This is a genomic window from Mesorhizobium sp. SARCC-RB16n (assembly GCF_008520305.1).
Taxonomy (GTDB): domain Bacteria; phylum Pseudomonadota; class Alphaproteobacteria; order Rhizobiales; family Rhizobiaceae; genus Mesorhizobium.
This window is the reverse complement of the sequence record NZ_ML703273.1, coordinates 14,571-27,498: the sequence shown is the minus strand read 5'-3', so window position 1 is coordinate 27,498 and position 12,928 is coordinate 14,571. Positions and strand designations below refer to the sequence as shown.

Below are 12,928 nucleotides of genomic sequence, written 5' to 3'. Positions count from 1 at the left end.
GCAAGTTCCGGTTCCAGATGGTGAGGCCACCCGAGCACGACCAGCGTGCCAATCGCGGCGATCAAAATTGCCACCGCAATGCTGGCTTTGGACCCAAAAAGGATGAACCCGAGCGCCATCGGATATTGTTTTGTTGTCTCGTAGGCCGGCACGAACCGCAGAACGGCTACGTGAAACCCAAGAGTCGAACCATAAGACAAGAGTGTGATCCAGGCGAACACATAGGTGTATGTTCCAAAGCTCTCCGCGCCTACCAACCGAGCGATGACGATCTGCGTTACGAAGGTCAGCCCGGCACCCGCCGCGTAGATGAACAAGGACCAAACGCTTGCGTGTGAGAGGCGTCGGGTCAAACCGTGGTTGCCGGTGCCTTCCTTGGCCGTAGATTGCTGGCCAGCTGGCTCGAAAGTCCTCCTTAAGCTATCGCCATTTACCCCGAGGGCGTCGGTCGCCAAATTGCCGTAAACGGGCATTGCCGAAGCCGCGAGCTGGCCTTCCAACGCCATCGTTTCCTTTACCGGTTTTCTGGATTCGTCCTCCAACGGCTTCCGTTCCTGCCCAGTCCCGACAAAGGCCGATCGGGAGCTTCCCGCGATGAATCCAAGAGGCCAGCACGGTAGCCTCAGTTCCAGCTAAGTCTTCATTCGTTCGACGGATGCAAAGCATGCTGCCCGCCGATCTCAGCCTGGGTGAGAAAGCCTGATTCCCGTCCCTGCGCCCGAAAAGATCGTCTGCGTCGGCGTCAACTATCCGGACCGCAACGAGGAGTACAAGGACGGACAGATTGCGCCCGCCAATCCGTCGCTGTTCATCCGATTCTCGTGCTCCTTCGGGCGCTCGCCTGATGGCGCTCGAGGCGGGCGATCAACTCGCGCACATAGGGGATCATGTCCAGCGGCGTTGCTGCGGCTAGCTCCGAGATGTGAAAATTCACAAGTTGCTCGGAGAGGTGAGCGAGACGGTCGCCAATCGGCGCCAAGGACTCGTTAAAGGTGATGAAAATGAAACCTTACCAGACTTCGCTCCTGATCCGAGGCAGGCAAACTCGATTCTTGTCGAAATCCTCGACGTCATTGAGCGCCGGGGCCGAGAGGAGGTGACCCTCCAGATCATAAACCCAGGAATGAAGAGGACACCTGATGCGCTTGACGTTGCCGTGCCCCTCCAGCAAAAGCATGCTCCGGTGCTGGCAACGTTGGTCATCACATGAACGGCGCCGGAACCATGACGAATAGCAAACAGAGGTTCGTTGCCTACGGTTACGGTGAAAAAGTCGCCAGGCTTCGGAATGTCCGTCGCACGACCGATGCAGAACCATTCCTTTTCCCAGACAGCCTTAAACTCGAATTCGTAGAATTCGCTCGAAACGAAGCATGCGGCAGGCAGTGAGTAAGACGAACCCGCAGCGCCATCCGACAATTCGAACTCGTACATCGGAATCGGGCAATTGGTCGTGAGAGGGGTGTGTTTGTCGAGCATCTGCGTTCTCTTCCTGAGGGCCAATGGAAAGACTGCCCTGTAGATGAACGAGATATGAGCGAGCTTTCGCGTCGCGAAAACCGCTAAAAACACAAACCCTGTCCTCAGCAAAACCTAGTGATGACCCAATTCCATATACTGGCTCGTGGCACGCCTTAGGAGCGCCGTCACAGAACCACTACGGATTCGTCCGAGCGCGGGGCGCTCGACCCATGGCGGGATCGCGTCTCATGCGCATAAGAAAACGCTCTATCGAGCGGATGACGGCAATTAACACCAAGTTGATAACCAGATACAGTATTCCCGCAATTGCGAAGATCTCGAAAATGGCGAACGTCTGGCTCATCAGCCGCTTCGCATACCCAGTGATTTCGAGCACAGTTATTGTAGATGCCAAGCTAGTCCCCTTGACCACAAGAATGAGCTCGTTTCCATAAGCCGGCAGAGCTTGACGAATCGCAAGCGGAAACTCAATGCGACGGAAACGCAGAACCCGCGACATGCCACATGCCTGAGCCGCTTCGATCAGCCCGGCAGGAACTGACATCAGACCTCCGCGCATTATTTCAGACGTATACGCTGCGGTGTTGAGTGCAAGCGCCAACACGGCGCAGCGCGAACCATCGCTGATGACCCACCACAAAGCCGCGTTGTCCTTGATCAGGGAAAGCTGGCCAAGCCCGTAGTAAAACAGGAAGATCTGCACCAGCAGCGGAGTCCCGCGAAAGACGGTACTGTAATATTTGGCGAAGCCCGACAGAAGCCAACTCGACGACAGCCGCATGAGCGCCAGCCCGAGACCGAGATTAAAGCCGATCAGCACCGAAATGAAAGTTAGCGCCGCTGTGACCCATAGGCCCTTGAGCAGAACGGGAACTGCAAGCTGGATGAGGTCTATCATACTGTTTTTCTCGTCCGTAGCCTGAGCAGGCGTTCGATCCCGTCGAAGCCGCCCTGGCTTACAAGCGTGATGGCGAGATAAACCACCGCCGCAATCAGGTAGAAGATGAACGGATGGCGGGTGGAGTTCGCGCCGATGAAGGAAATGCGCATCAACTCCTGAAGGCCGACCACGGAAACCAACGCGGTGTCCTTGATCGTCGTCTGCCAGACATTGTTGATGCCGGGAACCGCGATGCGCAGCATCTGCGGGGCAACGATGCGGCGAAAGATCCGGGCGCCCGACAGGCCTAGCGCGCGAGCGGCCTCGATATGCCCGTCCGGGATCGCGCCCAGAGCCCCGCGTACGACCTCGGTTGAATAGGCGCCGGAGATCGCGCCGATGGCGATGACCGCGATGACGAATGCATAGCCGCTCTCCGCGACGCCGGCATAGCCGAACGCAGTCACGACCTTGGTCACGAATTCAACCGAGCTGAAAAACAGCAGGTAGATAATGAGCAGTTCGGGCACCCCGCGCACCAGCGAGGTATAGGCATCAACGAGCAGCGAAAGCGGAAATATCCGGGCCCATTTGATCAGCCCGCAGACAATGCCGATCACCAGACCGGCTGCCATGCTGGCTAAACCCACAAGGATTGTGATCGACGCGCCACGCAGGATGGCGGTCACCCAACCCGCTTCCCAAACCTGCCAGAGACCGAATTCCATCTGAGTTGCCCTAGTCTGTCGTGCCAATGAGACGCATGCGCCCGGCTGTCCGGGCGCATGCGAGAATTCCAAGGCGCTATTTGCAGGGCCGGGAAATGTCCGTCTTGAACCATTTCTGGCTCGCCTTGCCGACCGAGCCGTCGGCGATCAGTTCGCACAGCGCCTTGTCGATCTTTGCCTTGAGTTCGGTGTTGTCCTGCGCGATGCCGACGCCGATGCCTTCGCCAAGCGTCGGGTCGAACGTGCTCTTGATCTCGACGCCGACCAGCTGGAAGTTCTTGCCATCCGGCTTGTCCAGAAAATCCTGCAAGGCGGACTGATCGGCGAAAGCCGTGTCGATGCGGCCGCTCGCCAGGTCGATCTGCATCTGGTCCAGCGTGTCGTAGGTTTTCAGGTCGGCATTCGGCGCACGCTTCTCGAGGAAATGCGCGTGGGTCGTGCCGGCCTGCACGCCGACCTTCTTGCCGTCGAGCGATTTCAGCAGCGTGTCGACATCGGTGATGGCAGCCAGATCAGAGCCTTTGGCGGCGACGAACATGTTAGCCAGTTCGGCATAGCCGACGCTGAAATTGATCTCCTTCTTGCGGTCGGCGGTGATCGACATGCCCGAGATGATGACGTCGAAGCGCTTGGCTTTCAGCGCCGGGATCAAACCGTCGAACGCCTGCACGACGAAATGGCACGTCACCGCGAGTTTGGTGCACAGCAAGGCGCCGACATCGGCGTCGAAACCGGTGACGTTGCCATTGGCGTCGGACATGCTCCATGGCGGGTAGGCGCCTTCCGTGCCGATGGACAGTTCGCCTTCGGCGGCCAATGCGCTGCCCATGCTTCCCGCCAGACATGCGAGTAGCGTCAAGACTTTCAGTTTCATGTCAGTTCCCCTTGTTGTTGATCTTCATTACCGTTGTCCGGCACGAACCGGACGCTTCGAGGATGCGGGCTTGCCTCATAGTGTCCGTGCCAGGAATTGGCGCAGACGCTCCGAGCGCGGGCTGCCGAACAGCTCCGCGGGCGCACCCTCTTCCTCCACCTTTCCCTGGTGGAGAAACAGGACCTTGTGGGAGACCTCGCGCGCGAACTGCATCTCATGCGTCACGAGGATCATGGTGTTGCCTTCTTCCGCCAATTGACGGATCACCCGCAGCACCTCGCCGACCAGCTCGGGATCGAGCGCTGATGTCGGCTCGTCGAAGAGGATGACCTTTGGCCGCATCGCCAGTGTGCGGGCAATCGCCGCCCGTTGCTGCTGGCCGCCGGACAACTGGCCGGGATAATGGGCGTGCTTGTCGGCGAGCCCGACCTTCTTCAGCAGCGCGTGCGCGTGTTCGATGGCCTTCTCGCGCGGTTCTTTCAGCACATGCCGGGGCGCCTCGACGATGTTCTCCACCACCGTCATGTGCGGCCACAGATTGAAGTTCTGGAACACCATGCCGACGCGGGCGCGGATCCGCTCGACCTGCGCCATGTCGGCCGGCCCAAGACGGCCGTTGGACAGGGGCTTCATCTTGATGAGTTCGCCGTCGATGGCGACCTTGCCGCCGTCCGGCTGTTCCAGAAGGTTGATGCAGCGCAGGAACGTGCTCTTGCCCGAGCCTGACGAGCCGATCATGGAAATGACTTCGCCGGCGTGAGCGGTGAGATTGACGCCCTTCAGCACCAGAAGCGAGCCGAAGCTCTTGTGAAGCTCGTCGATCTGCACGGCCGGCGTCGTGGTCTTCGCTTCGTCAGCGGGCACCGGATCGGCCACAACGGCGCGAGCCGTTGGCGGTACCCGTTCGCTCCCGGTGGTCTCGTCCAACGCCACGGTCCGCAGGTCCGTCAGTGCACGGTCGAAATAACGCAGACTGCTCGACAGGCAGGTGCGCTGCCAATCCGGATCGTCCGGAATGAAGGCCGAGCGCAGCGTGTCCCGGATCCGCTTGCCCAGCGGCGAATCGAGCTTACCGAACAAATGCAGCCAGTTGTCGGCCTGCACCGCTTCCATGACCGCCGGGCCGTCCAGCGTGCCGCATTCGACGACAAGCGGCAGCACGCGCGCGTTCGGCATTGCCTTGCGGACGGCGTCGGAGACATAGCCGGTCGCCGTCGCGGCGATGCCGGTGCCTGTCTTGGCGCCCAGGCCGGTCAGCACGGTCGACAGCGCCGGCCCGAAAATGGATTTGCCCCAGGCAAGACCCTCATGCTCGGAACTCGCCACCGAAAGCAGCGCCGGATAGCCGTAGGGCCCTGCCCCCGTATGCAGATCAAAGACGATGACTTGACGCGCCTCGCGGGCAAAGGTCTTCAGGATTTCGTTCAGCGTCCTGTTCGACCAGACGGGGCCGCCGCCACCATAGAACATCCCGTCGGCGAACTCATATTGGCCGGCCTCGACGATCGCCGCCAGCCCGGCATGTCCAAGCCTCCTGCGCGCTATGGCCAGCTTCTCGTCGGCCGCTACGCGGTCCGGCCCCTCCCATTCGCGGTATGCCACGGCGTCGTGCAGGCCGGCATAGCCGTTGTTGACCGGCATACTCGAAGACCAGTCTATGAAGTTGCGGTTGAGGTCGACATTGTCTTCGTTGACACGCCGCGACCACGCCGTGCCCCACGGATTGATGAGGTGAATGGCTAGGATTGCCGTGTCATCGGGCAAGCGCCGCAGGTTCTTCTGGCCGAGCCAGGCGGTCTGGCAGGTCGAGCCGAACGGTCCCTCGACACCATGCGTGCCAGAAATGAGCACGATCAGCTTGCGCGCATCGCGACGGCCAAGCAGTGCCACATCCGTCGCCAGCGTCCCGCCATCAGGCCCGTTCAGCGGATGAACATATTCAGACAGTTCCGCGCCCGCGCGCTCGGCCGCTTCGCGAAATCCTTGGCGCAAGGCGGCGAAATCACCGGCATAGGCTGGGGGCGGGTCGTCATGGCGCATGGGCGATCCCACTGGATGGCTGGCCGTCAATCCATTCATTCCCTGTGGTTCCGGCATGGGGTTACTCATTGGTGAGGTCGCTCACGTTCTTGAACGGCAATCGTCGTTCGCTGCCGGAATGAGATTTCCTGGAGGACCGAACGAACCAGGCGTCGCAGGGGAGCACCTTGTCGGGGTTCATGACCGACTGATCGTCCAGCACTCGTTTCACCCGCTCCATCACGGCGAGCTTCGTCGGGTCCGCCGTCGCCAGCAGCGAATGGATGCGTTTCGACCCAACACCGTGCTCGGCGGAAAAGGAACCGCCAATTTGCCGCAGCTGTTGATAGAGGACGCCCTCGACAGCCTCTGCCATGTCAAGGCCAAGCGGGCCCTTTCGGTTCAAGATGATGTGCAAATTCCCGTCGGCCAGATGTCCGAAGACATAGGGCGCGAGATCCGGTTCGATCGCTGCGAGCCCAGGCAGAATCCTCTCAAGGTAGACCGTAATTTCCGACAGAGGCACCGACACGTCGAAGGAAGGCGCATGGGGATGGGTGCGATAAAGCACGCTGGTGTCCTCGCGCAGGCGCCAAAGGTCGCCCTCTTGCCGCTGAGAGCCGGCAACTATGCCGGTCGCTTCGGGATGGCGCTCGATCACTTCCAAAAAGATCCGCTCGAAATCCTCGCGCAGCGCCTCTTCGCGCGCGCCGCCAAGCGACAGCAGCAGGAACAGCGGCTGGTCCAGCGGCACGCCAGGTTCGGACCATTCATGCGCGGCAGCGGCCAGGCTGAGATACGAGGTCCACATCGCCTCCGCCGCCCGCAGATGCCCGGCATCCGATTCAAGTGCCAGCCGAATGGTCTGCAGAGCCGCCTCGACCGAGGGCAGCCCGAAAAGGGCGGTGGCGCTGGCTCGCGGCGAAGGGTCAAGCTTGACGACCACGCGGGTGACGATGCCGAGCGTGCCTTCGGCGCCGATGAAAAGATGCTTCAGATCATAGCCGGCGGAATTCTTCACCACCCGGGTAAGATCGGAATAGACCGATCCGTCCGCCAGCACGGCCTCGAGGCCAAGCACGCGGTGGCGCATGACGCCGTTGCGAAAGGCCATCACGCCGCCGGCATTGGTGGACACCATGCCGCCGATTGTCGCAGAGCCGCGCGCGGCGAGATCGATGCCCGGCTCCAGCCGGTGTTCGCGCGCGGCCTCTTGCAGCTCTTCAAGAGTGACGCCGGCGCCGACGACGGCCACGCGTTCGACAGGATCAAGCCGCTCGATGCGGTTCATGCGCGTCATCGAAAGCACGATCTCGCCTGGCCGCGAAACGCTGCCGCCGACCAGGCCGGTCTTTCCACCTTGCGGCACGATCGGGATCTCGTTCTGGCGGCAGATGCGCACCACCGCCGCGACTTCGGCGGTCGATAAAGGCGCAACGACGATGCCGGCGCCGCAATCCGCGCCATTCGAGCCAAGGTCGATCGCGCCGGCATCCTCTCCGGTACGCACATTCGCCGCACCGACGACATCGCGGATCGCGTCGACAATCGACGGCGGCACCGCCTGGTCGGTCGAGTTCATTTGCGTTGGAGACGCGAGGCCGGTCATCTCGCCACCAATTCTTGAAGCGCCGCGATCAGCCGGTCGTTGTCAGCCGGCAACCCGATGGTGGCGCGCAGATAGTGCTCGTAGCCGCCCTCGCGCCACGCCTTGACGATGATCGCTTGCTTCAGGAGACCGGCGGCAAGTCTTGAACTGTCGCCCTTGCAGTCAAAGAACAGGAAGTTTGTTTGCGACGGCGCAACCCGGAAACCAAGGGCGGCAAGCGCGGCGGCTGCGCGCACGCGCTCGGCCCTGACGCGGCCCGCCGACGCCTTCATCCAACCTTCGTCGGCGAGTGCGGCAATGGCGGCAGTCTGCGCCGCCGCATTGACGTTGAACGGTGTCTTGGCAGCGGCGATCACCCTTGCCAGTTCGAGGCCCGAACAGACGGCATAGCCCACGCGCAATCCCGCTAGCCCATAGGCCTTCGAAAATGTCCGCAGCACCACATGATCGACGCCGCTGTCGCGCAGGACCTCGATGCCGTCCGGCGCGCCGGCATCGGCAAACTCGAAATAGGCCTCGTCGAGAACAAGAAGCGTGCCTGGCCGCATAGCGCCGATCAGCCGTTGCAGGCTGGAATGGTCGAGACCCGACCCGACCGGATTCCATGGAGAGGATATGAAAACGATCCGCGGCACGGCGGCGATCGCCGTTTCGAGCGCGGCAAGGTCGAAATCCATTTCATGTGTCATCGCGATCTTGACGACATCAGCCCCCATCGCCAGCGGCTCTATCTCATGCAGGCCGAAGCTCGGCACCGTCGTGACCACCGAGGCGCCCGGCACCAGGACGGCGCGCGAGATGGCAGCGATCATCTCCTCGGAGCCGTTGCCGACAACGATCAGGCCGGGATCGATCGCCAGTCTTTCGCCAAGCGCTGTCCGCAGCGCCGTGCAGGCCGGATCGGCATAGCGCCATGGCTCGAAGGACGAAGAGGCCAATGCGGCCAGGACAGCGGGAGAGCAGCCGTCGGGATTTTCATTGCTGGCCAAACGGGCAATGTCGTGACGGCCACTCAGCGCCCGCGCCATCGCGATGTTCATACCGGCATTGTAGGGCGGCAGCCCCGCGATATGCGGATTGAGCGGCAGGCTCGACGTTGGTTTTACCGACTGTTCCAAATCCCGACTTCCGTTCCCCGCCCACAAGCGGCACCACGATCTTGTCAAATATCCAGGACGACTGATCCGCTAGGCTTTGAGCAGCACAGCAGCACTTCGCCTGCGCCAAGTTCGTCCAGCGGTTCTTCGAAATAGGCGACTTCGCCCGAGATCAGCCGCGACTTGCATGTGCCGCAGATGCCGGATCGGCAGCTGAATTCCGGTTCCAGACCCTGCTCCTCGGCAAAGTCGAGCAGCGATGCGGCGGACCCGTCCCAGGCAGCCTTGAGGCCTGATTTTCGGAACTCCACGGTCGTTGCCTCGCCTGTCGGCGCGATCCTTGCCGGCTGCGCAGCAACCGCCGAGGTTCGTACAGCTTCAGGCTCCAGCACCGTCGCGGGGCCGAAAAATTCGTAGGCAATGCGGTGCTTCGGCACGCCAAGCCCGCGCAACATGGTGTAGACCGCCTGCATGAACGGCGGTGGGCCACAGAGATAGAAATCATAGTCATCGAGCGGCAACAGACGCTGCAACAGGTCCCGCGAAATCATGCCTTCGGTGTGGCAGTGTTGCTCGGCCTTGTCGCGCTCGGACGGCGTCCGGTAGCAGAAGTGCACAGTCAGGCCAGGCCGGGTCGAGACAAGGCCGGTCACCTCGTCGCGCAAGGCATGCACATCGCCGTTCTCGCAGGCGTGAATGAAGACGGCGCGACGGTCCGGCATCATCGAGGCCAGCGCATGCAGCATCGAGACCATCGGCGTCAGTCCGACGCCGCCGCTGAGCAGCACGACTGGACGGCTGCTGGTCCTGTCGAGCACGAAATCGCCGCGCGGCCCTTCGGCCTCGAGTATGTCGCCGACGTCGATCCGGTCATGCAGGAAGCATGAGCTTATCCCGTCTGGCAGCCCAGGCGCGGCTGCTGCTTCCCGTTTCACGCTGATCCGGTAGCGCCCCTTGCTGGCCGGAGAACAGGACACGCTGTAGTTGCGCAGCACATATCCCTTTTCGCCGGCCGCCTGCGGCACGGGTATCTTAAACACCAGGAACTGGCCCGGTTCGAAATCGCGCCAGTCCCGTGGATTGACTGGCTCCATGTGGAACGATGTGATGATGGCGCTTTCGCGCACCTTCGCAACCACCCTCAGGTCGCGAAATCCGCTTCTTGCGGTGGTGTCGCGAGCGGCGAATGCGTTCATTCGGCGGCCGCCAATTGCTGGCTCTCGCTGGCGATCAGCTTGGCCAGGTTGCGGCGAAAACGCAGCGGCCCGACATCGATCTTGAGATCAAGATTGGGCGTGCGCTTGTTGGCCATACCCTTGTGCACCGCGTTGAGTACGGTGCGGTCCTCGTCGAAAGCGCCGCGCACGGAGGTGGCGAACTGGCGCGACACCTCCAGATCGTCGGGAGCGAAATTGCGCATCTGGAACCAGTAATATTTCGTCTGGTTCTCATCGACCGGCGTCATGAAGTTGTAGCTGTCCATGAGGAACACGTCCTCGTGCAGCGGCTTGCCCTCGCCGCCGGTGCGGGCCGGCACGAAGATCGCCCTGATGATGGCGTTGGAGGGGTAGCGCACCTCGTAGTGCTGCTTGCGGTCGCAATTGCCTGAGAATTTGAGGAACGGCGCATAGAACGGTGCCGGCGCGGCATCGACCACCCAGCGCCACACGGTCACGCCGTCCGCGCCTACGGTGGTTTCGAGCGGCGCATCCTCCATTGCCTGAACGCCGCCGAAGGAGGACTGGTGGACCCACGACACATGCGAGGGGTCGAGCAGGTTGTCGGTCATGTAGAGGTAGTTGCAATCGAGCCCCATCGACTCGCCGCGATTGACGCCCCATGCCGGATCGCCCCAGTGGTCGACCGCGAAAATCAGCGCGGGGTCGGCCTTTGCTGCTTCGCCCATCCATATCCACAGCAGCCCGTAACGTTCGGTGATCGGATAGGAACGAACGCAGGCGACATGCGGTATCTTTTCAGCACCCGGCACGCGCGTACAGGTTCCGGTGCTGTCGAAGGTCAGCCCATGATAGCCACATTCGACAGAGTCGCCCTTGATGCGGCCCATGGACAGTGGCAGCTTGCGATGCGGACAGGCATCCTCGAGCGCCGCCACCCCGCCATCGGTCCGGCGGTAGAGGACAATATCCTCGCCAAGAATCCGGGTCGGCACCAGCCTGTCGGCGATCTCATGGTCCCATGCGGCAACGTACCAGCAGTTTCGAAGAAACATGGCGTCCTCCCGAGCTTGTGAACGCTTAAACGAATATCTTGCGGGCTTGGGACGACATAGGGCTTGCATCTGCGTTCTATTTTAGAAAAACTAAATCAAGCTGACCCCAGGATCGTTGCCCAGGTGAAGAAGACGCCCCCACTGCGTGCGATACAGGCTTTCGAGGCTTTCGGGAGGCGTGGCAGTGTGACGGCGGCGGCCAACGAACTCGGCGTCTCCGTCGGCGCGGTCAGCCAGCAGATCCGCAAGGCTGAAGACGCCCTGGAGGCGCGGCTTTTGGAACGGCGCGGCAGGAGTGTCGCTCTTACCGCGCTGGGCCGAGTTTACCACGCAGCGGTTTCCGTCGGCTTCGAACACATTCGCGAAGCCCAGGATCTTATCGAACAGGCCCGGTCCGCGGACACTTTGACCATCTCCTGCCTGCCGTCGTTGGCCAGCAAATGGATTGGCCCGCAACTCCTGGATTGGCAGGTCGACCACCCCGGCGCGACCGTGCGGCTGGTGGGCGCCGAGACGGAGCCAAGGCTGGGCGCCGACCAGTTTGACTTCCGTATTTCGTACGGCACCAAATATCGTGATTTCGAGCACTACACCGAACTGTTTACCGACTGGGTGGTGCCGGCCTGCTCGCCGACGCTGCTGGCGAGACATCCGGTCGGCAAGCCCGCCGATATTCTCGATCTGCCGCTTCTCAGCATCGAATGGGCCCGTGATCACCGCTCGCCGCCGACATGGGCGGAATGGGCCGCAAGCATCGGCGCGGTGCACCGCAGAACATCCGGCGAAGTGGCCTTTTCCCTGTCGAGCGCGGCGATTGATGCGGCGGCCAACGGAAGGGGATTTGTGCTGGCGCAACTGTCGATGGCTGCCGATGATATCGCGTCGGGCAGGCTCGTCGCCCCGTTCGACAAGCGGATCAGGCTGCCGGAACCTTATTTTTTAGCTTGGGATCGGGCCATTCTGGAGAAGCCCTTTGGTCCTGAGTTACGAGCCTGGATTATTTTGATTTCCAAGCGACTGGGCGCAACTTTAGCAGGATAGTCGAACACTGATCTGGAGATGCAAGCTTGCACCAGCCGAGTTCGCGGGTCAGCGTCTTAAGAGATCCAGACATTGTGGTCGGCGGTGGGCGGTCCCTTGGATTGCTTCAGTGTGCCCTAATAACTCGACAAAAGTCCGCTTTTCGCCCTTCTTGCATGTGTCCGGATACGAACCGTTGAAAGGCGATCGACGTTGCGAGCGCGATGCCCGGCCAATAACCGCTACCTCAACCGCTCGCGCCTCCCGCGCAGCGGGTTCGTTCTCCGGCCCAAATCGCGACATTTGCAGAATGCTCTAAAAAGGCGCCTCCTGGCGCAACGTTGTCGTCCCGGAGCAGCCGGCTCGAGGCCACTAGCCGGTGAAACTGAATTGCACCGAAGAGCGTTCGACCTAGCACCGCGGCTGTTTCCTCGGAAGCGATCGATCTCGGGAAAATACAGCGGCAGGTAGTGCGTCAGGATCCGGTGCTGAATCTCGGTCTTTGCCCTGGCGATCGCCTCATGTGTCTTCGACAGTTCCTGTACATCGTTGATGCCGGCGCGCAGCGGATCGTGGTAGCGCTGCGTCGCCTGTATTCGAAGCATGTGCAGGATCACCTGCGCGTCCTTGGGGTCGTTCTTGTCCCAGCTATTGTGCAACGCTTCTCGCGTCCGCGCTAGCGCCAGAGACGACACCAGTCGAACCTCGAAACCAGCCTCAGCCAGGCGCCATGCAATCGGCCGGTGATAGTTCCCCGTTGCCTCGAAGCCACAAACCACCGGGCGACCGTACGTCTGCAGGACTTCGACCAGATGGTCGTGCTCAGCACGGTTGTTGAGGACCTGCAGACGGCGTCGGCGTTTGTGGCTTGGGTCTTCGATCAGAACTTCATTGCGAACCTTGGCGATATCGATCGCTACCAGCACCGCGCCGGCGGGTGTAGAATCTTAAGTGGTCATGGTCGGTCTCTCCGGAATGGGTTGTGA

At 61.5% G+C, this 12,928-nt stretch carries 11 protein-coding genes and 2 pseudogenes; 2 read left to right on the top strand and 11 right to left on the bottom strand.

What is annotated here, in order from left to right; genetic code table 11:
• Window positions 1-542, bottom strand: a 542-nt coding sequence (locus C7I87_RS21105; protein ID WP_149906023.1) for a lipopolysaccharide biosynthesis protein, incomplete at its 3' end; no start/stop codon positions are given.
• Window positions 543-702: 160 nt separating this feature from the next.
• Here C7I87_RS21105 and C7I87_RS36020 point away from each other — a divergent pair.
• Window positions 703-831: pseudogene (locus C7I87_RS36020) on the top strand (2-hydroxyhepta-2,4-diene-1,7-dioate isomerase); the annotation flags it as partial.
• A 178-nt stretch (window positions 832-1,009) separates the two neighbouring features.
• On the opposite strand, the gene C7I87_RS36785 reads toward C7I87_RS36020, so the two are convergent.
• From C7I87_RS36785 to C7I87_RS21055, 9 genes are all read right to left on the bottom strand, one after another.
• Complete coding sequence (locus C7I87_RS36785) at window positions 1,010-1,177, bottom strand: Rieske 2Fe-2S domain-containing protein (RefSeq protein ID WP_188393920.1); 168 nt, start codon at window positions 1,175-1,177, stop codon at window positions 1,010-1,012.
• A gap of 480 nt (window positions 1,178-1,657) precedes the next feature.
• On the bottom strand, window positions 1,658-2,380 hold the full coding sequence (locus C7I87_RS21090) for an ABC transporter permease (RefSeq protein ID WP_149906021.1): 723 nt from the start codon (window positions 2,378-2,380) through the stop codon (window positions 1,658-1,660).
• A complete protein-coding gene (locus C7I87_RS21085) occupies window positions 2,377-3,090 on the bottom strand; it encodes an ABC transporter permease (RefSeq protein WP_149906020.1) in 714 nt (237 codons plus the stop codon). Before C7I87_RS21085 ends, C7I87_RS21090 begins: the two co-directional genes overlap by 4 nt.
• 76 nt (window positions 3,091-3,166) lie before the next feature.
• A complete protein-coding gene (locus C7I87_RS21080; RefSeq protein ID WP_149906019.1) occupies window positions 3,167-3,964 on the bottom strand; it encodes a transporter substrate-binding domain-containing protein in 798 nt (265 codons plus the stop codon).
• A gap of 75 nt (window positions 3,965-4,039) precedes the next feature.
• Window positions 4,040-6,004 carry a DUF2817 domain-containing protein gene (locus tag C7I87_RS36510; protein WP_188393921.1) on the bottom strand — a complete coding sequence of 655 codons (1,965 nt, stop codon included), beginning with the start codon at window positions 6,002-6,004 and terminating at the stop codon, window positions 4,040-4,042.
• Between the two features lie 61 nt (window positions 6,005-6,065).
• A complete protein-coding gene (locus C7I87_RS21070) occupies window positions 6,066-7,592 on the bottom strand; it encodes an FAD-binding oxidoreductase (protein ID WP_149906017.1) in 1,527 nt (508 codons plus the stop codon).
• Window positions 7,589-8,710: an aminotransferase class I/II-fold pyridoxal phosphate-dependent enzyme gene (locus tag C7I87_RS21065; protein WP_149906016.1), complete on the bottom strand. Its 1,122-nt coding sequence runs from the start codon at window positions 8,708-8,710 to the stop codon at window positions 7,589-7,591. The genes C7I87_RS21070 and C7I87_RS21065 overlap by 4 nt, the downstream gene beginning before the upstream one ends.
• A gap of 44 nt (window positions 8,711-8,754) precedes the next feature.
• Window positions 8,755-9,885, bottom strand: a complete 1,131-nt coding sequence (locus C7I87_RS21060) for a 2Fe-2S iron-sulfur cluster-binding protein (RefSeq protein WP_149906015.1) — start codon at window positions 9,883-9,885, stop codon at window positions 8,755-8,757.
• Window positions 9,882-10,922: an aromatic ring-hydroxylating dioxygenase subunit alpha gene (locus C7I87_RS21055; RefSeq protein WP_149906014.1), complete on the bottom strand. Its 1,041-nt coding sequence runs from the start codon at window positions 10,920-10,922 to the stop codon at window positions 9,882-9,884. Before C7I87_RS21055 ends, C7I87_RS21060 begins: the two co-directional genes overlap by 4 nt.
• Window positions 10,923-11,045: 123 nt before the next feature.
• Here C7I87_RS21055 and C7I87_RS21050 point away from each other — a divergent pair, with 123 nt between their 5' ends.
• On the top strand, window positions 11,046-11,963 hold the full coding sequence (locus tag C7I87_RS21050) for a LysR substrate-binding domain-containing protein (RefSeq protein WP_149906027.1): 918 nt from the start codon (window positions 11,046-11,048) through the stop codon (window positions 11,961-11,963).
• Between the two features lie 350 nt (window positions 11,964-12,313).
• Here the strand turns inward: C7I87_RS21050 and C7I87_RS21045 are convergent.
• Window positions 12,314-12,868 (bottom strand): annotated as a pseudogene (locus C7I87_RS21045) (transposase); the annotation flags it as partial.
• Window positions 12,869-12,928 lie beyond the last annotated feature (60 nt).

Bases quoted from the DNA above. Each gene is read 5' to 3' on its own strand.
- C7I87_RS21055 (WP_149906014.1), bottom strand. From the start codon at position 10,922: ATGTTTCTTCGAAACTGCTGGTACGTTGCCGCATGGGACCATGAGATC.
- C7I87_RS21090 (WP_149906021.1), bottom strand. From the start codon at position 2,380: ATGATAGACCTCATCCAGCTTGCAGTTCCCGTTCTGCTCAAGGGCCTA.
- C7I87_RS21080 (WP_149906019.1), bottom strand. From the start codon at position 3,964: ATGAAACTGAAAGTCTTGACGCTACTCGCATGTCTGGCGGGAAGCATG.
- C7I87_RS21070 (WP_149906017.1), bottom strand. From the start codon at position 7,592: ATGACCGGCCTCGCGTCTCCAACGCAAATGAACTCGACCGACCAGGCG.
- C7I87_RS21060 (WP_149906015.1), bottom strand. From the start codon at position 9,885: ATGAACGCATTCGCCGCTCGCGACACCACCGCAAGAAGCGGATTTCGC.
- C7I87_RS36785 (WP_188393920.1), bottom strand. From the start codon at position 1,177: ATGCTTTTGCTGGAGGGGCACGGCAACGTCAAGCGCATCAGGTGTCCT.
- C7I87_RS21085 (WP_149906020.1), bottom strand. From the start codon at position 3,090: ATGGAATTCGGTCTCTGGCAGGTTTGGGAAGCGGGTTGGGTGACCGCC.
- C7I87_RS36510 (WP_188393921.1), bottom strand. From the start codon at position 6,004: ATGCGCCATGACGACCCGCCCCCAGCCTATGCCGGTGATTTCGCCGCC.